The following is a 20,830-nucleotide window of genomic DNA, read 5'->3' on the forward strand; positions in this document are numbered from 1 at the left end:
AGAAAAAAAGCGCTTTTGATCGACGATCAAAAAGCGCTTTTTTCTTTTAGTCTTTGGATCGTTTGCGATACTCTCCAGGGGTCATCTGTTCTTTCTTTTTGAAAAAGCGGATGAAGTTTTGAGAGTTGGTATATTGAAGGTTGGCTGCGATTTCCTTGATCGTCATATCCGTTTCCCGCAACCATTTTTTGGCGATTTGCAACCGATAGTTTTGTAAGTAATCGGCAAAATTGATGGATAATTCCTTTTTAAACACATTACTTAAGTAATTGGCATTATAATGCAGCTGTTCAGCAATGCTATCTAAGGAGAGATCTTGATCGTATTGTTGGTGTACGATCAAGACCATCTTTTCAGACAAGGAGCGAATTTCTCGATCTGTTTTGGCTTGTGTCGTTTCAACGATAGGTAAAACTAACTCATGATAGATGATTTGCTCAACTTTGAACAAACTGGTTTGGTTGAGCACGGATTGATAAACTTTACGACTATTCTGCAAGCTGGTATGATCCGCTCCTAAGAGTTGCCCTAGCTGAACGATACTGTTGATCAACTTAAACAAGGCACTTTCAATCGTCAACGGATTTTTGTTTTCATGAGTGATTTCCCGTACGACTTCCGTGTAACTCGCTTTGATGGTCGCTAGTTCCCCACTACGCATCGCATCCAAAAAGGTGCTTTCTGCTTCTCTAGGGTATTGAACGATCGCATTATTGTCTAATTGTGCTGCAATGTCGTCAAAAAAGATAATGACTTCTTCCCCTAAATTCATTCGATAGTGCAAGGCTTCTTTGGCGTTATCAACCGCTAATTTGGTTTCTACGAGGCGGTCGTAGGATTGTGAGACCCCACAACTTATTTTGATTTTCAAGTAATCTTTTGCCGCTTGATGGATCTTTTGACAATAGGTCAATACTTGTTTTTGGTCAACTGATTCAGGAAGCTTTAAAATCGTTCCTTGGGTTTCTTGACTGGAGATGATTGGTTGAAAACGCAAATTTGCTGGAATGATCTCAGAAACGAGATTCTCGATGGCAAGCAATAAAATATCAATAGTCGCTGTTTCTCGTCCACACAAATCATCGATTTGAATCAGTAATACGGCAAAGTGTTCTGTTTTGGATACTTCATACCCAAACTGTGACAGTTTTAAGTGAATATCTTCTTCTGAGATACAGCCGCGAAACAAGTTTAATAGAAACAAGGATTCTAATTCGGGCTTTTGATGCTCGACTTTGACGGCGAGATCGTGGTTTTGATGTAAGACCTGGTCGATATCGGAAATCAACTGATTGACTTCTAATTTCTGACCTTGTTTTTTGGGCTTTAAAAGCTCACCGATCCGATTGATGGGTGAGGTAGCCACGATCGCAATGCGATAGGATACTAATAAAAAGAGGATGATCAAAAGACTGCCAATCACGATCAAACCGCTTCTTAATTCACGGATTGCTTGTGAAACGCTAGCAGGCGCCAGACGGATCACATGATACCACTGATTGTAATCCGATTGTGTGACCACATACTTATTGTTTTCTTTGTCAGTGAAGATGCCATCGCCGTGGGCAGCTGCAATCATTGTTTCTTGTAAGGCAGAATCGATCACTTCACCATTATCGAAAAGCAGTTGTCCGTCCGCATGAAATATATTCAAAAAGGAATCGTCATGATCTGCCACCAACTGCGCAATGGTATGGTCTTGGATTTCAGCAATCCCCAAAGCAGTGGTTTCCTGTCGAAACACAGGCAGCGTCATCACCATTTTTAAATAGCCATCTTCTGGCAACCAATACAAGTAGCGTTGGTTGTCGATCAACGCTTGAAAAGCAGCGAATTCAGTATCATCGATCTGTTTTAAGGAGCCTTCTTCGATTTTCCAATGCTGGTTCAAATTCACCAATTGGTAACTGGCGTTTTCGATCCCCATCACACCAATGTAAGCCAGTTGTGAATTGATCTCTCGTACTTGTCGATAATTCGTCACAGAAAACGGCTGTTCCATCGTATCGGAAAAGCTTTGTGTGCTACTGTATGTAGAAAAGGCATACTCCACCATCTGAATTTTTTGATCTAGATTTTCTTTGACTTGGTTGACCAAATTATGTTGACTTTGCAAAAATGTTTCTTGAATGTTTTGATACGTTCGATGATAAATGACCCCACTAAACCCAATGATTAAAGCGCTACCAATTAGAAAAATCAAAATAAATATTTTATAAAACAAGTTGGACGTTTGATGATAGCTTAAAAAGAATTTCATAGACTCCCTCCCATTACCTAACTATCTTCTTTTATACTAGCACATCCCAGAAAAAGTTCCTATGTTATTTTGAAAAATGTTTCACGTGTGCATCCTTGGTGTATTGACATTCTCATGGGAACAAGCTATGCTTGAATCAAGCAAAAAGGAAGAAGGTTTTCTATGGTCACGATCAAAGATATCGCCAAAGTCGCTGGTGTTTCACATACAACTGTTTCTCGTGCGTTAAACGATAGCCCATTAATTAAGCCAGAAACAAAAAAGAAGATCGCAGCCATCGCCGAATCTTTACACTATGTGCCCAATGTCAATGCCAAAAGTCTGGTGAATCAAAAATCCTATATCATTGGTCTTTATTTTTCTCATCTATCCATTGGTACTTCCGATAGCTTTTTAGTCGAAGTGATCAAAGGAATCAGTGATACCCTACCATCCGAATATACTTTGGCGGTTCATGAATTATTGCAATCCGATACATTTGATGAAGAGCCGAATCGCCTCGATGGAGCGATCGTGATGAGTCAAAGCGATCGTGATGACGGTTTTATCGCTGCTCTTTCAAAGAAAAACATTCCCATCGTCGTTTTGAATCGTCAATTGCAGGATGCAACCTTGATGAATGTCACTAGTAATGATGCCCAAGGGGTCTATCAAATGATCACCTATGTGCTTGAACAAGGCTTTCGAAAGATCGCCATGATCGAAGGGATCGCTTCCTTTGGTTCCGCTAGAGAGCGCCGCAAAGGATTTATGAAAGCGATTCAAGAAAAGCAGCTTGTCTGCCCGAAAGAATACTTCGTAGCTGGCGACTACTCTTTGGAAAGTGGTCAGCTGGGTGCCCAGCAACTACTCGCTTTACCTGAACCACCTGAAGTGATTTTTTGCGCCAATGATGATATGGCGATCGGGGCGATCAATGCCTGTCATCAAGCAGGACGAAAGATCCCTGAGGAGATCGGTATCATCGGTTTTGATGATAGTTCTTTTTCTCCCTATACGTATCCCCCATTAACAACGATCCACAAACCAGTCTATGAAATGAGTCAATTGGCAGCAACCCTGCTGTTGCAAGCATTTGCCAATCAAGTGGTTGAGAAACAACATTTCTTTGATACCTCGTTAATCATTCGTCAATCGTTGTAAGCCTCTTGTTTTCAAGAGCGCTTACGCAAAAAATGTTAACGTGTGCATAACTATTTTTTAAGGAGGATTCTATGAAAAAAATTACCGAACAACCCCATCAAACCTATCCAGCCCGAGTGATTCAATTCGGGGAAGGCAATTTTATGCGGGGCTTTTTTAACTGGCAGCTGCAGCAAATGAACAAGCACGGTCTTTTTAACGGCAGTGCCGTTGTGGTACAGCCGATTGATCACGGCTTGAAAGAGCTGTTGGCACAACAAGAAAATCTCTACACCGTTATCTTAGAAGGACTTGTCGATGGCGCTTTATCTCAAACATTTGAAGTCGTCTCCACCATCGATCAAGTGCTGAATCCTTATCAGCAATGGGAAGACTATCTTGCTTTAGCCGAAGACGAGCAACTTGAGATCATCGTTTCTAATACGACGGAAGCAGGTATTGCGTTTCACCCAGAGGATACCTTACACGATACCCCTCCCCACAGTTTTCCCGCAAAACTGACCGCTCTTTTGTATCGTCGTTTTCAACTACGAAAAAAGGGATTTTTGATCATTCCTTGTGAATTGATCGATCGGAATGGGGAAAAACTAAAAGAGATCGTCTTACAATATGCCGCATTATGGTCTTTGGAATCAGACTTCGTCAACTGGTTAGAAAAAGAAAACACCTTTTGCTGCAGCTTAGTCGATCGGATCGTTCCAGGATATCCTCGCGACAAAGTGGCACAATACCAAGAGGTTCTTGGCTATGAGGATGCCGTAATGGTCACTGCGGAACCCTTTATGCTATGGGTGATCGAAGGAAACGGCGTAGCCGAAAAGCTCCCTTTGCAAGAAGCTGGGTTGAATGTGATCGTGACAGAAGATATGACTCCTTACCGTGAACAAAAAGTACATTTATTAAATGGTCCTCATACGGCGATGGTTCCCCTCGCTCTTTTAGCGGGTTTAGAAACCGTTGAAGAAGTAATGAACGACCGTGAATTTGCAGCCTTTTTGGATGGTCTTTTTCAGGAAGAGTTGATTCCAATGCTTGATTTGCCTAAAGCGCAGCTTGCAGCTTATGCGGACCAAATCAAAGAGCGCTTCAGAAATCCTTATGTGAAGCATCAGCTGCAATCGATCGCTTTAAACAGCGTCTCAAAATTCCGTGCGCGTCTTCAACCAGTCTTAAGTCGTTATGTCCAACAAAACCAGCAGGTACCAATACGAATCACTGCCGCACTGGCAGGATTGCTGACTTTCTATCTCACACGACCCTTTCAAGATGATGAGCTAGTGACAACCATATTTCAGCAAGTGAAACAATTACCAGCAGAAGAACAGATCGCAGCTCTATTAAAAAATGAGCAACTTTGGCATGCAGACCTGAGCTTTATGACAGAGACGATCAATGAAATGTGCACATGCCTAAAACAAGACGGACCCCGCCAGTTACTTGCGTCGATTGACACCCCTGAGCCAAGTTTGAAATAAAGGAGAATCTTTATGTCCAGCACATTAACAGAAACACCCGCGCAACTATTGAAATTGCACCCTAAAGACAATGTCGCAGTCGCATTAAAACCACTAGCTGCTAAAACGACCCTTGCATTTGAAGGCCAAACGATCACCCTTTTTGAGGATATTCCACAAGGACACAAAATCGCCCTCAAAGATCTAGCACAATCACAAGACGTGATCAAATATGGCTATCCCATTGGACATCTCTTAGCTGACGTGAAAACTGGCCAATGGTTGCATACCCACAATGTCAAAACCAACCTTTCTGGTACCTTAGCATACACCTATGCCCCCGATTTGCATCCTGTTCGTTATCCAAAAAGGGCTGCGACGTTCCAAGGGTACCGTCGAGCAAACGGCAAAGTTGGAATTCGTAATGATTTACTGATCGTGCCAACAGTTGGTTGTATCAATGGCATCGCAGAGATCATTGTTGAAAACTTCAAGAAGAATCATCCAGATCTTGGCACTTTTGATCATATTACGATCCTTAAACATCCCTACGGCTGCTCTCAGTTAGGCCAAGATCATCAAAACACTCGTCAAATTTTAATTGATGCGGTGCATCATCCAAATGCCGGTGGCGTCTTGGTCTTTGGCTTAGGTTGTGAGAACAACACCGTTCCCGAGTTTAAGAAAAACCTGGGTGACTACGATCCAAAGCGCGTCAAATTTATGGTGGCACAGGAAAGCGACGATGAAATTGCGGTCGGCGAAAGCTTATTAGAAGAATTACTGGAAGCAGCAAAAGAGGATCAACGAGAAGCCGTTCCCTTGAGTGAGCTAAAGATCGGGTTGAAATGTGGGGGTTCCGACGGGTTTTCTGGGATCACCGCCAACCCTTTGTTGGGGGCATTTTCTGACTTTTTAGTTTCTCAAGGTGGCAGTACGGTCTTGACGGAAGTACCCGAAATGTTTGGCGCTGAACAAGTCTTGATGGCGCGTGCACAAGATGAAGCAACCTTTGAAAAAATTCTCCATCTAATCAACGACTTTAAAGATTATTTCCTTGCATACGGTGAACCGGTCTATGAAAATCCTTCTCCTGGCAATAAGGCAGGCGGTATCACCACGCTAGAAGATAAGTCATTAGGCTGTACCCAAAAATCTGGGACTTCCGCTGTCGTCGATGTCTTAAAATATGGGGAAAAACTCCGTAAGCCAGGCTTGAGCCTGCTGGAAGGTCCAGGAAACGACCTTGTTGCCGCTTCTGCACTGGCTTCTGCCGATTGCCAACTTGTCTTATTTACCACTGGTCGCGGCACGCCATTTGGTGCCTATGTGCCGACCATGAAAGTTGCCACGAATCAAGAGATTTATCATAAGAAACCCCACTGGATGGATTTCAACGCTGGCCGCTTGTTGGAAGAGCCGATGGAGGTCGTGCTGGAAGATTTTATTCAAGCGATCATTGATACTGCCAGTGGAAAACCGACGCGTAATGAAGCCAACAACGTTCGTGAGATCGCCATCTTTAAAAATGGCGTGACACTATAATCAAAGAAAAGAGGTCCGACATGTTTTTAAATGAAAACTATTTATTGCCAAATGAAATTGCTCAAACACTATACCATGACTATGCCAAAGAGCTGCCGATTATTGATTACCACTGCCACCTAGACCCGAAAGAAATCTATGAGGATCGGCCCTTTAAAACTATCACCGAGGCATGGCTAAGTGGTGATCATTACAAATGGCGATTGATGCGCGCTTGTGGCGTACCCGAAGAAGCGATTACGGGCAATGCCAGTGATTATGAAAAATTTTTGGCATGGTGTCAAACAGTGCCAAAATTGGTGGGAAATCCCCTTTACAGTTGGACCCATTTAGAATTAAAGCGATTTTTTGAGATCGATCTTCCCGTTACTGAAGAAAATGCCGAAACTTTGTGGAGGCTATGCAACGAAAAATTGCAGCAAAAAGACTTTACCCGAAGAGCTTTGATTGCTCGCAGTAACGTCGAGATCGTTTGCACCACAGATGATCCAGTCGATGATCTTCACTATCATCACCAATTAAGCCAAACAGAACAACGTTTTCGGGTCTTGCCGACCTTTCGACCTGACAAAGCGTTACAAATCGACCATCCGAATTTTCTTACCTATGTTACCAAACTCGAAAAGAGTGTCGAAAACGCGATCACTACCTACGATGCTTTCTTGAGAGCCTTGCGGGACCGTGTAACCTACTTTCACCAGCATCACTGCCGCTTGTCTGACCATGCGTTGGATACTTTAGTGTATGCTGCAGACGAACAGTTATCCCTTGAAGCAATTTTTGCCAAAGCATTAGCTGGAGAATCTTTAGAGGAAAACGAAGTCTCGTTCTTCAAAACCAATGTTCTAGTTGAACTGATGAAGCTGTATCACGAACATGGTTGGACGATGCAACTGCATGTCCATGCGTACCGTAACTGCAATCAACGAATGTTTGAGCGCTTGGGACCAGATACGGGCTACGATGGCATCAATGATCAACCACTGACTCAAAGCTTGCAGAAATTATTGAACGCTGCTGATGCGCAGGACCATTTGCCTCAAACGATTCTCTACTCCTTAAATCCCAATGACTATGATGCACTCGTCGCTTTGATGGGGTGCTTCCAGCAAGAAGGCAATAATAAATTGCAGTTAGGATCTGGCTGGTGGTATAACGACACCCGCGCAGGCATGCGTCACCAATTGACGAAATTCGCAGATGGCAGTGTGATCTTTAACTTTGTCGGCATGCTGACGGATTCAAGAAGCTTTTTGTCTTACACCCGTCATGAATATTTCCGACGCGTCTTTTGTGAATGGCTTGCTGAGATCGTTGTACGTGGTGAAGCACCTGCTGATCTTCGTCAGCTAAAACCATTAGTAGAAAATGTCTGTTATCAAAACGCCAACAACTACTTCAAATTTTAGGAGAAAGACAATGGAAAAAATCGTCATCGTCGGTGATTCCACCGCATCGATCAAAGAGCCTAGCGCTCGTCCAGAAACGGGCTGGGGTGAAAAGATCTCACGCTATCTCCCCCAGCATCAAATCGTCAACTTGGCAAAAAATGGGCGTTCCTCCAAAAGCTTCATTGAAGAAGGACGCTTGTTGCAGGCAAAAAAAGAACTATATGCTGGTGATTATCTCTTGATTCAATTTGGACACAACGATCAAAAAACAGATAGTCGTGGTACGACACCTGTAGAATATCAGCATAATTTAGCAACCTTCGTGCAAACGGCACGCCAGCAGCAAGCGACACCGATCCTATTGACCTCGATCACTCGTTTGCATTACGTGGACCAACAGCAACTTGATCCTTTGGCAGTCGGTCCTTACCCAGAAGCAATGCGTGCTTTGGCTACCTCCTTGGATGTGGTCTGTCTGGATCTTTTTGCCGCAACACAACGGTTCTTTTCAGCACTGGAACCACAACAGGCGAAAACCTATTTTCTTCATTTAGAAAAAAACCAGCACCCCAATTATCCAGCCGGCATTACGGATAACACGCATTTGAATGACCAAGGTGCTACAGCCGTCGCCAAATTAGTTGCCAAATGTTTGTCAAATGCTCCATTACCGCTTGCACAACAAGTTTTGTTAGATTGAAACTCATTGTTCGTGTTGAATCTTCCCCTAACATAAATACGCTACCTGATTTGAAAAAGAGCTACTCAAGCAAAACGCTGCGAAGAACATTTTCCTTCACAGCGTTTTGCTTTTCACTCTTTCTAAAAGATTTGTTTGCCATTCCTTTGCTTCAACCCCTTTATCGCCAAGCTACCTTTTAAAGCCTTGCATTTCTTAGGTGTTGCACCATAAAAAAATGGGAACGATTGCATTCGTCCCCATCCTTACTACTTATTGTTTTATTCAGGTTGTTTCCCGATATACGCCAAGATACCGCCGTCTACATATAAGACATGGCCATTGACAAAGTTTGATGCCTCAGAAGCTAAGAAAACAGTTGGTCCTGCTAAATCTTCTGGCTCACCCCAACGGGCAGCAGGTGTTTTCGCTACGATAAATTGATCAAATGGGTGACGAGAACCGTCTGATTGGATCTCTCGTAATGGTGCGGTTTGCGGTGTTGCAATATAACCAGGTCCGATCCCATTACATTGGATGTTAGCTGAACCAAATTCAGCACAAATGTTTTTCGTCAACATTTTCAAGCCGCCTTTAGCCGCTGCGTAACCAGCCACCGTTTCTCTTCCCAATTCACTCATCATTGAGCAAATGTTAATGATTTTTCCATGTCCTTTTTTGATCATTGACGGTAAGACTGCTTTTGAAACGATAAATGGAGCGTTCAAGTCCACGTCAACGACTTGGCGGAAGTCTTCAGCAGACATCTCCAACATCGGGATTCGTTTGATGATCCCAGCATTATTGACTAAGATATCGATCACGCCAACTTCTTCTTCGATCTGCTTGACCATTTCGTTGACTGCTTTTTCATCCGTTACATCACAGACATAGCCGTGGGCTTCGATCCCTGCTTCACGATAGTTTGCTAATCCTTTATCCACTGATTCTTGATCCAAGTTGTTAAAAACGATCGTTGCTCCTGCTGCTGCTAGTGAACGAGCGATCGTAAAACCGATCCCATAGACAGCTCCTGTCACTAATGCGATCTTACCATCTAAACGAAATTGATCCATTGAAAAATCCATAATTGATAAACCCTCTTTCTTTTTATTTTAAGTCGTCCATTGCCACCATATCCATGTCGGTATAGGTGATATTTTCGCCACACATTGCCCAGATAAAGGAGTAGTTACTGGTTCCAACACCCGAATGGATCGACCAGCTTGGAGAAATAACTGCTTGTTCTTCACTAACGACTAAATGCTTCGTTTCATCTGGTTTGCCCATCATATGGAACACTTTTGTGTCTTCGTTGGCAAAATCAAAATACACATATGCTTCCATCCGACGTTCATGGGTATGACTTGGCATCGTATTCCAAGCACTGCCTGGTTCTAAGATCGTGTACCCCATTTGTAATTGACAGCTTTCACAAACATTTGGGTGAATGTATTGATAAATTTTCCGTTCATTTAATGTCAAGCCCTCGCCTGTCTCCATTGGTGTGACTTGATCGATACTGATTTTTACATTTGGGTATTTCTTATGTGCTGGCACGCAAGATAGATAGAATTTCGCTGGATTTGCTGGATCATCTGAGTGGAACAAGACTTGTTTGGTTTCCTTGCCAATATAGTAGCCGTCTTGTTTTTTCATTGGTTCTTTTTGGCCATCGATCGTGATCGCACCAGGTCCTCCAATATTGATGACACCTAATTCGCGACGTTCTAAGAAGTATTCCACCCCTAATTCGCTACTTAATTGCACTTCTAACGCTTCTTCTGTCGGTGTCACTCCGCCAAAGATCATGCGATCATTGTGGGTATAGGTCAGCATGATTTGTCCTGGTGTGAAAATTTTCTCTACCAAAAATTCTCTGCGTAATTCCTCGGTACTATAGTGACGAATATCAAGTGGACTATGGGTATAGCGTGTTTCCATGTGTTGCATGTTTTATTCCTCCTATCGGATAATTTTTCCTGAACCTGTTGCAATAAATTCTTGTATCTCATTGGCGCTAAACTGATTACAGTCGCCATGGATCGTATGTTTCAAAGCAGATGCTGCAGTGGCAAAATCAATGATTTCTTGGTCTTGTTTCTTCGTGACAAGACCATGTAGGACACCAGCTGAAAAGGCATCGCCGCCGCCGACGCGATCAACGATTGGATTGATCTCATGGGTAGCAGAAACGACATAATTGCCGTTGTGCCATAGGCTTCCTGTCAATTGATTGTGACTTGCTGAGAGCACCTGACGACTAGTTGAATAAAAGAGCTGGATATTTGGATATTTCCGATGCATTTCTTGATAATAGTAGTCATCTTCGACTTCCTCTGTTGGAGCTGATACATCCATAAAGACTTGGGCATCTAACTGTCCTGCCGAGCAATAATCAACATAAGGGAGTACTTCTTGCAAAAAGACGCGTGCTTCATCTGTCGTCCACAGCTTTCCACGATAATTGATATCGAAACTGATTTTACAACCAGCTGCTTTCGCTTCTTTGATCAACGTCAGCAAAAGTGTCTGCCAAGTCGTTGAAAGAGCGGGCGTGATCCCTGAAAGGTGAACAATGTCAACCCCATCAAAAAGGTCAGATTGCCACTCATTTTCTTTCATTTGAGCAAAGCTTGAGCCTGCGCGATCATAAACCACTCGCGCTGCTCGTTCCCCGATACCGGTTTCAATATAGTAAGTACCTAGTCGGGAACCGCCACGAAGCAAGTGGCGACAATCGACGCCATAGCTTCGTAAATGATGAAAAACGGCATCTCCTAAAGCATTCTCAGGCACTTTACTAGCAAAAGAAACGCGATGACCAAAATTCGCCAAGGAGATCGCAACATTGGCTTCTCCACCGCCATAATGGGCAGCAAACAACGAACTATGGGCGATTCGGTCGCCTAACGTTGTCGATAGACGCAACATGATTTCTCCTAGTGTCAGAATGTTTGCCATCTTACTTTCCTCGAATCTCTTTTAATTTTGCCGCATATTGTTTCGCTACTTCTGTTACTTTGTCAAAATCCCCACTTGCTGCTGGCGCTAACAAATTGCCCCCTACACCAACGGCTACGACACCCGCCGCAAACCATTCTTGCATGTTGTCTAAGCTGACACCACCGGTCGGCATAATGTTTAATTGTGGCAATGGCGCTTTGAAGGCCGAGATGATACTTGGTCCATACGCACTACCCGGGAATAGTTTAATGATATCTGCGCCTGCTTTTAAGGCGTCCTTCATTTCTGAAATGGTCATGCAACCAGGCAGATACGGGATTTGATATAAATTACATAATTCAGCCGTTTCTTGATCAAAGGTTGGGCTTACCACATATTGTGCTCCTGCCATGATCGCTAAGCGAGCGGTCACTGCATCTAGAACGGTCCCCGCACCAACGACTACCTCTGGATTATCTTTGAAGGTTGCTACTAATTCAGCGATTACATCCGCCGCTTGAGGCACTGTAAAAGTCAACTCAATGCCAGTGATCCCCCCTGCAACGATCGCTTTACTTGCTTGTAGTGCTTCTTCTTTTGAAGCGCCACGCACAACAGCGATCACGCCGCTTTCTTTTAGTTTCATTAAATTCGCTACTTTTTTCATTGAGACCCTCCATTTATTTCCTATTTGGAAAATGGTATTTATTATAAAGAAACTTACAGGTTTATTATACCGTTCTCGTTTTTATTTGCAAGGGCTTTCCACTAAAAAGTTTATAATGCTTGTTCAATTTGTTGTTTTGTCGCAATAATCGCATCGATCAATGTCGATTTGTATTCTGGGGTCAAGCGGTATTTCGGTAGGCTGATAGAAAACGCCCCAACGATCTCCTGATCCTTTATCAGTGAGGCGCCGATGCAATAGATTTCTTGTTCCATTTCTTCATCATCAAACGCTACTTGGTTTTCTTTTGCCTGTTCCAATTCTTTCTTCAACTTCAACTGATTCGTAATGGTGTTTTCCGTATAAGCGGTTAAAGGCGTTGCTGCCAAATATTCTTCCACTTGAGGGGCATCAAACTCCGCTAAAACAGCTTTCCCCATGGCAGAGCTATACAACGGTCTTGTGATCCCTACTTTGGAAGACATGCGGATCGTTTGATTGTGGGGCTCCAATTTATTGACATAAAGAATCTCATTGGCAGTCAAGACCCCTAAGTGGATTGTTTCATCCGCCGTTTTCTGCAATGCTTCCAAGTAAGGCAAGCTGATTTCCACTAAATCAAGCTCTTGAATGTTTTGATTGGCATACTTGATCAGCTTAGACCCTAAGCGATAATTCTTCTCTTTGTCGCGTTTGACATAGCCGATCATTTGCAGCGTTTCTAATATTTTCAAAGCTGTGGATGGGGTCAGTTTCGTTGCTTCTGAAATTTCTTGCAATGGTTTACTTGGCGCTTCTGCGAGATAATCTAAAATGGTTGCTGCTTTTAGTAGTACGGTTCCATATGGTTTTTGCGTCATCATTTCTCCACCTTTATTTTCTATATAAGAAATTATAATATCTTTTTAGGAAATGCACAATCCTTTTTCCTATATATCAGCATGACGCGATTCCCATTTTACTTTCTGTCGTTATTCATTGTATGATGAAGACAAGACAAAGGAGTGCCGAACAATGGACTTAAATGTATTGATCAAAGGAAAAAAATTGACTGACAATGAGCTGCAAATCCTTAATTATTTGCTTGCAAATACCGCTGCGATCGATGGACTGCCCTTAAGAGAAATCGCTAAAGCGATCTACACTTCCCCCGCAACCATCGTGCGGCTTGCGCAAAAATTAGGTTTTTCTGGCTATCTAGAGCTACTTTACTTCTTAAAGAATCGCTTGAAAAATCAGACGATCACTGAAGCCGCCATCGATTACCAAATTGACGCTGCCAGTATTGCAGATACGATTGACGCGATCAAAGAAATCTATGGACGAAACAAGGACAAGTTTATTACGATTTATGCAACAGGTTTTTCTGGGATCGTGGCAGAATACCTCCACAAAAAAATGCTTGTCAACGGCATCAAAACCTTATTAGTCAGTGCTTCTGACTCAGGTGGGATCATTAGTAACAACATCGAGAACATCAGTATGCTGATCACCATCTCTAAATCTGGCGAAACACAAAAAGTACTGGAGAAGATGGCATTAGCCAATGAACATCACATACCAACTGTTTTGTTTTGCGGGAACGGTGATCATCGCGCCAATCAACTAGCGACCTTTTCCTTTGAAGTGACCGATGAACGTCCCTACGACACCCAAAACATCCAGTACACTAGCTTCTTTGGTAAACTGCTCTTATTGATGGAATATATCGTCGACGCTTTTACCCATGTTGAAAAAGAAAACCAGCAACCCTAGTGGATTGCTGGTTTTTGCTTATGCTTGAAAATAGGTTTTTGCCAATTCTTGATAGAGCGCTTGGTTCTGCGGATCAGGAACAAATTTTTCATCTGGCTGATCTTGCCGCACAACAGAGCTTTTGTATAAATCATACAAGCCGAATATCGGTTCGTTTTCATCGGAAAGATAACAGATCAGCCCCAACACATCCGCGGTCATTTGACCTAAAAGTTTTGTTTGAAAGAAACCACCACTTACAGTGACTGACCCTTCCAACTGCGCCATTTGCTTTAATAAATCGATGTTCATCAGCATGCCTTCGATGACTGCCCGCAACATGTCTGAGCGATTGTGTTTCAGGGTCAAGCCAGAAAAGCCGCCTGTGATCTCATTTGTCCAAAAAGGTGCCCGCTCCCCGTTTAAATAGGGAAAAAAACGTAAGCCGTTACTGCCGATCGGCGACTCCTCCATGACTTGAGGCAGATAATGATAAAACGCATCAGGATCTTCTGATAAGGTCTCTTTTGCCCAAGCAAGGACACAGCCACCATTATTCGAAGGTGCCCCTACGACATAGAGGTCATCTTGCAGATAGTAGCAAAAATTTTGTTTTTGGCGATCAAAGACGGTGGTCTCACTTACTTTACGAACCGCCGCACTGGTTCCGATCGTCAAGCTGTTGCGGATCCCTGTAGAAATATAGCCAGCATATGCTGCTAAACACCCATCGCTAGCCCCACACATCACTTCTACCTCAGGCTTCAAGCCACACCGCTGCGCCATCTCCTCTGTAATCAAAAAACGATCAGTCGGTGCACATAAAGGCGCTAACTGGGCTTTTGAAAGGGATAAATAATTGAGAATCTTTTGACTCCATTGCTTTTCTTTCAAAGAAAAAAGACCGGTCGCTGATGCGGTACTATAATCGATCCGTGCTTGTCTGGTAAACAACGCCATTGCTAGTTCTTTTAAGCCAAACCATTTCGTCTCTTTGGAATATGAACCATTTGTTTGGAAATAAGCCAGTTTCGCAAAGGGAGACATCGCATGGATCGGTGTCCCTGTCTCTTCATAAAACGTTGCCGCCAGATCCGTTTGACGAAAGGCCGTCATCGTTTGACTCGCTTGATTGTCTGACCAAATGTAAATCTCTTCTGCTGTCTCACCCTCCACTGGCATCAAACTGTGCATGGCGGTACTGAACCCGATCACTGTGATTGCCGCTTTTAATTGAGCGGGAATCGTTGTGACACCACTGATCAATTGGCTACTGATCTGGGTCGCTGATTGGGTCTGTTTTAACCCGTGGCTATGGGTTTTGATTGGTAATGACTGTGAGTAAATGATTTTCCGATCTTCAATGACCCCAAATTTTATGGCTGTCGTGCCGATATCAATCCCTAAAAACATCGCATTGCTCCCTCTCATCTGATTCAATTAGCTTTATTCTACCATAGTTAGTGGCATATTCTAGTATACCTGTCTGATCGTTTTGTTGAGAAGACGTTTCGTGGTGATTTTCTTCAGAGAATTATCCTTCCACAACAAAAATCAAAAAAGAGAAAGATTCTTGGAGAATCTTCCTCTTTCAGTTATCCAACGAGCGAATGTTTCGCGAATGTTTCGCAAATGTGAAACAAATCAAGACAATCCTGGCCAGTAATCACCATTTTCCGAGACCAAATCATCGAGCAACTCTTTGGCTACTTTTGCGCTAGGAATCGTTTTGGAAAGGCTTAACGCTTGCCACATTTTTTGATAGCTCTTTTCCACATATGCTTCGACCACTAATTTTTCCACAGTCACCTGTTGGAACATGAGCGCTTGTTGGAAGGCAGGAATTTTTCCTTGAGCGAGAGCTTCTGGTCCATCAGAACCGACGATACATGGCACTTCCACCATGGCATCATCTGGGAAGTTCGCAATCGCGCCGTTGTTTTCCACAATCATGACCATTCGCTCATGCGTATTAAAAGCGATGGCGCGTGCCAAATCAACGATAAAGGTTGCATGGGCATCAATCTCAAAGGCGATCCCTTCAGCAGATCCTTGAGCAGTGATCTTTTTGGCATGATCGAACACTCGTTTTTCCCGTCCTTCCATCACTTCATTGGAACGCGTATACTCTGGATGTTCTTTCATGTGTTCGTAGACGTAATCTGGGTATAAATAATACTTCAAGTACGTATTTGGCAGATATTCTGGTGTGAGCGCCAAGAGGTCTTTGGCTTTTTTGTGGGTGTCTTGCCAACTTGGGTCAGTATGTTGGGTATCCACTTCGATCTGCGTCAAATAGCCGTGTTCTGCAACGTAGTCACGAATGGTTTGAATGTACTCCGTGCCTTCTTTGTCTTTGACGCTGGTCCACCAGCCAAAATGATTCAAGCCAAAGTAGCGAACTTCTAGTTCCTCTGGCTGCTTGCCGATGATTTGCGACATGCGACGCAACGTGCCCACGGGCATGTCACAGATATTCAGAACCTTTGATTTCGGACGCAAGACCCGACACGCTTCAGCTACAATTGCAGCCGGATTGGAATAATTCAGCATCCAACAATCGGGGGAATATTTTTCCATGTAATCAATGATCTCCAGCATACCAGTGATGCTGCGCATCCCATAAGCGATCCCTCCTGGTCCACAGGTTTCTTGGCCAAAGACGCCATGGCGCAAAGGGACTTTTTCATCTTTTTCCCGCATGTCATACTTTCCTACTCGAATATGCGCCATACAGAAATCGACATCGCTGAAGGCTTCTTCAGGATCCGTCGTAAACGAAAATTCGATTTGCGGTGCTTGTTCTTTTAATAAAATCGCTAGGGCTTCACCAAGGATCGCTTGGCGTGCTTCATCATTGTCGTATAGTTTCAGCTTTCTTAAAGGAAAGCGTTCTTGATTGTCAAGCAGCATCATAACGATTCCCGGGGTAAAAGTACTGCCGCCCCCTGCGATCACTACTGAAAAATTTTTCATCATTCAATCTCTCCTTCTCTTCCCAGATAATTTTCTAACTCTTCCCGCACTTTCGGCACGGTCAACCCATAGACGACATGGACATTTTCACCATTTTTGATCACGCCTTTGGCTTGTGTTTCGTCTTTTAGCAGTGCTTCATCCACGAGTTCAGGATCCTTTAGTTTTAAACGTAAGCGGGTATAGCAGTTGTCGATGGTTTTGATATTGTCATCGCCACCTAGCGCTTTGGTGATAATTGCTGAGATACTTGTTTCACTAGTTGGACTAGGGGCGGCTTGGTCACTCGCCATGACCCCGACACCTGCTCCAGCAAGTTGTTTTTCTTTGTACTCTTTCTTCGAATACAGTTTGGTCTCTGTCCCATCTTCTTCACGACCGACCGTTTTCAAATTCAGTTTCGTGATCAAAAAACGGAACAAGAAGTAATAAAGAAAGAAGAAGACGACCCCGACGATCAAGTACACTGGCCAGCGAGTTTTCTCGATCCCTAAGGGCAAGTTGTACAAAAGAAAGTCGATGAAGCCATTCGGTCCGATGGCGCGAGAACCAAAGAGATTTAACGCCACCATGCTCAAGCCGCTAAGGGCAGAATGAATGACGAACAAAACAGGTGCCACGAACATAAAAGAAAATTCGATTGGTTCAGTCACACCTGCAATAAAGGAAGTCACAACTGCTGGAATCAAAATGGCTTTGACTTTGACTTTATTTTCTGGTTTTGCCGTTTGATACATCGCCAAACAGGCACCGATCAGTCCAAACATTTTTGAAATCCCACGAGCGTCCCAAATGACACTTTGCGATAATACGCGGACTGCTGGGTCAGCAATTTCCGCAAAATAAATGTTTCGTGCCCCTTCAAAGACTTGACCGCCAACTTCTGCGACACCGCCTAATGAAGTATACAAAAACGGCGTGTAGATCAAGTGATGCAAGCCAGTTGGAATCAATAAGCGTTCTAGCGTACCGTACAAGAAGATACCAAAGTTGCCCGTTTGTTGAATGATGCCGCCTAAACCGTCGATGCCAGTTTGTATTACTGGCCATACAAACGTGGAAACGATGGCTAATAACACGACGACCGGAATCAAGACAATAAAGACGAAGCGCGCGCCGCCATAAACTTGAAAGGCGTTGTTAAAGGTCGTATCGATAAAACGATTATGGATCAATGCTACGACGATCCCTAAAATGATGCCAAGAAAGACCCCCATATCCAGCACTTGGATCCCTAAAACGATCGCTTGCCCTGAACCTTGAAGCGCATCGGCTGGAACCAACATCCCCCGAAGCTCCATGAATTTGTTCATGGCATTTAAGAAGACGAAATATCCCAACAACGCGGTAAATCCCGCTTCAGCCTTTTTCTTATTGGCTAGCCCTAGAGCGATCCCAACACAAAAAATAATGCCTAAATTGGTTAAAATCGGTAATAAGGAAGCGGATAAGATACTACCAAAACCGGTGGTTATCGGATTATCCAAAAAAGGAAACTGCTCAAGCAAGCGGACATTTGTAAACACATTCCCAACGGCAATCAATATCCCTGCGATCGGCAAAATCAAAACAGGCACAAACATTGCCTTGGAGAATTTCTGCATCGCATCCATCACTTTTTCTTTCATTGAGGAAACTCCTTTGTAGTTGATTTGTAGGTTCATTATAGGAAACATTTGTTACTAATAGAATAGCAAACGTTTTCAATTCAATGCGTTTCAAAGATTGGAACATGTTTCATCCTATCTACTTCCTTGCTAGTGGCGAATACAAGCAACAAAAAAAGAGTGAATCAAGATTGATCCACTCTGTTTAGATGCAACACTTTTTGATAAAAATACAAGGGCCCAGACAGACAAAACAGATAGAAGATACTTGGTGCTGAGTGCCATGTGAAGAAATAGCCGATCGCTGCTAGGACTAAAATTCCGATCCCTTTATGGTAGTGCATCATTGTAAAGAAAAAACTACTACGAAAAAGGTCAAACAGGTTTTGCCGATCTTGCAATTTTGATTGCATCACATACAGGTTAATGTTGTAGGACAACAAAAATGTAAGAAAAATGATGGTCAAAAAAGAGAAAAACAATGAATTCGTCAAAGCAGCAGAACGCCACAAGCTGAGTCCGCATAAAAATGAGAAGAGATTGAAGACCCCTAATGGTAGGGTCTTCAACAATGCGTTTTTGCTGTTTTTCAAGAAGGGGCGTAGCAGTTTTGCTTCAGGATGTTCATAAGCATCTACGACCGCTCGCATAGCTGCAGGAAACGTGATGATCGGAAACGACACCACCAAAAACAAGAGATTCAAAACCAGCATACGAAAAATAACTTCGCAAAGACGATAAAAACGACTCTCTAAAGCAAACATCACACACACACCTTTAGTTTAGTTTTTCAATATTTTCAGCGATTTTCTCATTTCGGTAATCAACGATTGCTGACCACCCATTGTTTTCTCGTTCTTGTAAGTAGTCTTCCCAAATCTGACGTCCCGCTTCTTCAGAGTCTGCTTGAATAAAGTTGACCAACGCTTGCACTCTTGCTGTGTTGATGGAAGTGAGGTTTCTTGCTTCAGAACCGGTGCGAGGATCAATGTCTTCGATCTCAAAACGTGGTGCTAACTTATCTTGAGACCATTCCACCATCTGACGAATCGATGTAGCTGGTTTTTGTCCCATTTGGATAGCATAATTGTCATTCCCAACAAACCAATAAGAACCTAGCCCAACTTCCTTGTCAAAACGAGCTATGTCCGAATTTCGTAAGGCCTCTGTTTCCTCTGAGTATTCAACCACGCCATCTACGAGGTTGTATGTTTCCCCTTCAATCCCAAAGGTCGTGACCATCGTGCCATATTCACTTGCCAAATAGGTCAAAAGCTCCATGGCTTTTTGGGGTTCTTTTGTCGACGTCGTGATAAAGGTTTGTGTCCATCCACCAATATTTCCGCCAGTAAAAGTGGAATCATCGCCATTCGAATTCTTCGGCCCATCGACGGCAATATAGGTTTGTTCAGGATTACGGGCATTATTGTCTGACATGAACTCATTGAGTCCTTTCGTGTTTGTATGCAAGTAAGCAAAGTAACGGCCCTGCCCTAGTTTTTCTTTCATCGTGTTGTCATTGTCTGAAAATTGGTCGTTGGTGATGTATCCTTCATTGTAAGCTTTTCTAAAAGTCTCGATCCACGTGATATACTCCTCATCAGCGTCTCGATCATTGAATTGCCCATCAACACTTGGTGCAATGCTTAGAAAATCTTGCAAAGTACCACCATAAGCGCCATCCCCGCCATTGGAAATATCTAATGCAGTCGAAGCAAATGGGACTAATGCAGCACCATCATCTGCTGTCGGAAATGCTTCTTTTGCCCGTTTTAACGCATCTAAAAATCCTTCGGGCGTCGACATATCAGGTTCACCCAATGCTTCGTAAATATCTTTGCGGACAATGAAGACTTGATCTCCCACTACATTGCCGTCCTCATAATCTTGCGCAGTCGTTGAAAAGCTTGGGTATCCATAGATATTGCCATCTTCTAAAGTAAACCATTGAACAGATTCAGGCTTCGCTGCATGTTCTAGGAAATAAGGATCGTATTTTTCTGCCAAAAGATTCAGTGGTAAAGCAAATTTCGTCGCTTCGTTGGCAGCAGATAGATTTTTATCGAAGGTCATGATATCTGGCAGATCGCCTCCAGCTAACATCGTGTTAAGGTTCTCATCATTCCCTGAAATAAATTCGACATTGATATTCATGTCTTCTTTGATTTTTCGCGTCACAGTGTCTTTTCCCCAACCTGGCTGAGCATACCAATCAAAGTTGACATACCACTTCAAGGTCGCTTCATGGTCAGTGTCTTTTTGCCAGCTTGGGGTATCTTTGTCTGCTTCAAAGCGAGCTTCTGGCAGATCTTCTACCTCAGCAGCTCCTTTTGACTCGCTGCTGGAATTACCACAGGCACCTAATACCATGACTGATGTACATACGAGACCGATCCCTAAAAATAATTTGCTTGCTTTCATTTTTTTC

Annotated in this window: 17 protein-coding genes; 6 read left to right on the top strand and 11 right to left on the bottom strand. The window is 43.3% G+C overall.

Translation table 11 applies throughout. The annotated features are described in order from the left end of the window. Nucleotides 1-46: 46 nt before the first annotated feature. On the bottom strand, nucleotides 47-2,260 hold the full coding sequence (locus tag ACTW1R_RS09840; RefSeq protein WP_375826596.1) for an AraC family transcriptional regulator: 2,214 nt from the start codon (nucleotides 2,258-2,260) through the stop codon (nucleotides 47-49). 162 nt (nucleotides 2,261-2,422) lie between these two features. Between ACTW1R_RS09840 and ACTW1R_RS09845 the strand changes: the two genes are divergently transcribed. The 5 genes from ACTW1R_RS09845 (at nucleotide 2,423) to ACTW1R_RS09865 (ending at nucleotide 8,493) form a co-directional block, all read left to right on the top strand. Then, on the top strand, nucleotides 2,423-3,403 hold the full coding sequence (locus ACTW1R_RS09845) for a LacI family DNA-binding transcriptional regulator (protein ID WP_195961238.1): 981 nt from the start codon (nucleotides 2,423-2,425) through the stop codon (nucleotides 3,401-3,403). Between the two features lie 71 nt (nucleotides 3,404-3,474). Then, entirely contained in the window at nucleotides 3,475-4,878 is a 1,404-nt protein-coding gene (locus ACTW1R_RS09850; RefSeq protein WP_074932721.1) for a tagaturonate reductase, read from the top strand. 12 nt (nucleotides 4,879-4,890) lie between these two features. Continuing rightward, the gene (locus ACTW1R_RS09855; RefSeq protein ID WP_060792119.1) at nucleotides 4,891-6,402 is read left to right on the top strand and encodes a UxaA family hydrolase; all 1,512 of its coding nucleotides are present in this window, start codon (nucleotides 4,891-4,893) and stop codon (nucleotides 6,400-6,402) included. A 20-nt stretch (nucleotides 6,403-6,422) separates the two neighbouring features. Then, nucleotides 6,423-7,811 carry a glucuronate isomerase gene (gene uxaC, locus ACTW1R_RS09860; RefSeq protein ID WP_086295511.1) on the top strand — a complete coding sequence of 463 codons (1,389 nt, stop codon included), beginning with the start codon at nucleotides 6,423-6,425 and terminating at the stop codon, nucleotides 7,809-7,811. Nucleotides 7,812-7,821: 10 nt separating this feature from the next. Beyond that, nucleotides 7,822-8,493, top strand: coding sequence for a rhamnogalacturonan acetylesterase (locus ACTW1R_RS09865; protein ID WP_015509923.1), 672 nt, complete (start codon nucleotides 7,822-7,824; stop codon nucleotides 8,491-8,493). A gap of 260 nt (nucleotides 8,494-8,753) precedes the next feature. Here ACTW1R_RS09865 and ACTW1R_RS09870 read toward each other — a convergent pair whose 3' ends face one another. The 5 genes from ACTW1R_RS09870 to ACTW1R_RS09890 form a co-directional block, all read right to left on the bottom strand. Further along, nucleotides 8,754-9,560, bottom strand: coding sequence for a gluconate 5-dehydrogenase (locus tag ACTW1R_RS09870; protein WP_375826598.1), 807 nt, complete (start codon nucleotides 9,558-9,560; stop codon nucleotides 8,754-8,756). A 22-nt stretch (nucleotides 9,561-9,582) separates the two neighbouring features. Then, nucleotides 9,583-10,425: a 5-dehydro-4-deoxy-D-glucuronate isomerase gene (gene kduI, locus ACTW1R_RS09875; RefSeq protein ID WP_005229915.1), complete on the bottom strand. Its 843-nt coding sequence runs from the start codon at nucleotides 10,423-10,425 to the stop codon at nucleotides 9,583-9,585. 12 nt (nucleotides 10,426-10,437) lie between these two features. Then, complete coding sequence (locus tag ACTW1R_RS09880; RefSeq protein ID WP_375826599.1) at nucleotides 10,438-11,436, bottom strand: PfkB family carbohydrate kinase; 999 nt, start codon at nucleotides 11,434-11,436, stop codon at nucleotides 10,438-10,440. Between the two features lies 1 nt (nucleotide 11,437). Beyond that, the gene (locus ACTW1R_RS09885; RefSeq protein WP_005229908.1) at nucleotides 11,438-12,085 is read right to left on the bottom strand and encodes a bifunctional 4-hydroxy-2-oxoglutarate aldolase/2-dehydro-3-deoxy-phosphogluconate aldolase; all 648 of its coding nucleotides are present in this window, start codon (nucleotides 12,083-12,085) and stop codon (nucleotides 11,438-11,440) included. Nucleotides 12,086-12,195: 110 nt separating this feature from the next. Continuing rightward, nucleotides 12,196-12,948 carry an IclR family transcriptional regulator gene (locus tag ACTW1R_RS09890; RefSeq protein ID WP_026008086.1) on the bottom strand — a complete coding sequence of 251 codons (753 nt, stop codon included), beginning with the start codon at nucleotides 12,946-12,948 and terminating at the stop codon, nucleotides 12,196-12,198. A 151-nt stretch (nucleotides 12,949-13,099) separates the two neighbouring features. Here ACTW1R_RS09890 and ACTW1R_RS09895 point away from each other — a divergent pair, with 151 nt between their 5' ends. After that, nucleotides 13,100-13,840, top strand: coding sequence for a MurR/RpiR family transcriptional regulator (locus ACTW1R_RS09895; RefSeq protein ID WP_128489256.1), 741 nt, complete (start codon nucleotides 13,100-13,102; stop codon nucleotides 13,838-13,840). A gap of 18 nt (nucleotides 13,841-13,858) precedes the next feature. On the opposite strand, the gene ACTW1R_RS09900 is transcribed toward ACTW1R_RS09895, so the two are convergent. From ACTW1R_RS09900 to ACTW1R_RS09920, 5 genes are all read right to left on the bottom strand, one after another. After that, nucleotides 13,859-15,232 (bottom strand): gluconokinase, encoded by a 1,374-nt coding sequence (locus tag ACTW1R_RS09900; protein WP_489927269.1) that lies wholly within the window; start codon nucleotides 15,230-15,232, stop codon nucleotides 13,859-13,861. Between the two features lie 231 nt (nucleotides 15,233-15,463). Next, nucleotides 15,464-16,795, bottom strand: coding sequence for a 6-phospho-alpha-glucosidase (locus tag ACTW1R_RS09905; RefSeq protein WP_034858513.1), 1,332 nt, complete (start codon nucleotides 16,793-16,795; stop codon nucleotides 15,464-15,466). Further along, nucleotides 16,795-18,423 (bottom strand): PTS transporter subunit EIIC, encoded by a 1,629-nt coding sequence (locus ACTW1R_RS09910; protein ID WP_142974124.1) that lies wholly within the window; start codon nucleotides 18,421-18,423, stop codon nucleotides 16,795-16,797. The genes ACTW1R_RS09905 and ACTW1R_RS09910 overlap by 1 nt, the downstream gene beginning before the upstream one ends. A 164-nt stretch (nucleotides 18,424-18,587) precedes the next feature. Further along, nucleotides 18,588-19,166, bottom strand: coding sequence for a YesL family protein (locus ACTW1R_RS09915; RefSeq protein WP_016610973.1), 579 nt, complete (start codon nucleotides 19,164-19,166; stop codon nucleotides 18,588-18,590). Between the two features lie 13 nt (nucleotides 19,167-19,179). Then, nucleotides 19,180-20,823, bottom strand: a complete 1,644-nt coding sequence (locus ACTW1R_RS09920; RefSeq protein WP_142974125.1) for a type 2 periplasmic-binding domain-containing protein — start codon at nucleotides 20,821-20,823, stop codon at nucleotides 19,180-19,182. Between the last annotated feature and the right edge of the window lie 7 nt (nucleotides 20,824-20,830).

The sequence above is a fragment of the Enterococcus sp. R12 genome (assembly GCF_058135755.1).

What these genes read in the sequence shown, in the direction of transcription:
- ACTW1R_RS09840 (WP_375826596.1), bottom strand. Translation starts at nt 2,260, where the DNA reads ATGAAATTCTTTTTAAGCTATCATCAAACGTCCAACTTGTTTTATAAA.
- ACTW1R_RS09845 (WP_195961238.1), top strand. Translation starts at nt 2,423, where the DNA reads ATGGTCACGATCAAAGATATCGCCAAAGTCGCTGGTGTTTCACATACA.
- ACTW1R_RS09850 (WP_074932721.1), top strand. Translation starts at nt 3,475, where the DNA reads ATGAAAAAAATTACCGAACAACCCCATCAAACCTATCCAGCCCGAGTG.
- ACTW1R_RS09855 (WP_060792119.1), top strand. Translation starts at nt 4,891, where the DNA reads ATGTCCAGCACATTAACAGAAACACCCGCGCAACTATTGAAATTGCAC.
- uxaC (WP_086295511.1), top strand. Translation starts at nt 6,423, where the DNA reads ATGTTTTTAAATGAAAACTATTTATTGCCAAATGAAATTGCTCAAACA.
- ACTW1R_RS09865 (WP_015509923.1), top strand. Translation starts at nt 7,822, where the DNA reads ATGGAAAAAATCGTCATCGTCGGTGATTCCACCGCATCGATCAAAGAG.
- ACTW1R_RS09870 (WP_375826598.1), bottom strand. Translation starts at nt 9,560, where the DNA reads ATGGATTTTTCAATGGATCAATTTCGTTTAGATGGTAAGATCGCATTA.
- kduI (WP_005229915.1), bottom strand. Translation starts at nt 10,425, where the DNA reads ATGCAACACATGGAAACACGCTATACCCATAGTCCACTTGATATTCGT.
- ACTW1R_RS09880 (WP_375826599.1), bottom strand. Translation starts at nt 11,436, where the DNA reads ATGGCAAACATTCTGACACTAGGAGAAATCATGTTGCGTCTATCGACA.
- ACTW1R_RS09885 (WP_005229908.1), bottom strand. Translation starts at nt 12,085, where the DNA reads ATGAAAAAAGTAGCGAATTTAATGAAACTAAAAGAAAGCGGCGTGATC.
- ACTW1R_RS09890 (WP_026008086.1), bottom strand. Translation starts at nt 12,948, where the DNA reads ATGATGACGCAAAAACCATATGGAACCGTACTACTAAAAGCAGCAACC.
- ACTW1R_RS09895 (WP_128489256.1), top strand. Translation starts at nt 13,100, where the DNA reads ATGGACTTAAATGTATTGATCAAAGGAAAAAAATTGACTGACAATGAG.
- ACTW1R_RS09900 (WP_489927269.1), bottom strand. Translation starts at nt 15,232, where the DNA reads ATGTTTTTAGGGATTGATATCGGCACGACAGCCATAAAATTTGGGGTC.
- ACTW1R_RS09905 (WP_034858513.1), bottom strand. Translation starts at nt 16,795, where the DNA reads ATGAAAAATTTTTCAGTAGTGATCGCAGGGGGCGGCAGTACTTTTACC.
- ACTW1R_RS09910 (WP_142974124.1), bottom strand. Translation starts at nt 18,423, where the DNA reads ATGAAAGAAAAAGTGATGGATGCGATGCAGAAATTCTCCAAGGCAATG.
- ACTW1R_RS09915 (WP_016610973.1), bottom strand. Translation starts at nt 19,166, where the DNA reads ATGTTTGCTTTAGAGAGTCGTTTTTATCGTCTTTGCGAAGTTATTTTT.
- ACTW1R_RS09920 (WP_142974125.1), bottom strand. Translation starts at nt 20,823, where the DNA reads ATGAAAGCAAGCAAATTATTTTTAGGGATCGGTCTCGTATGTACATCA.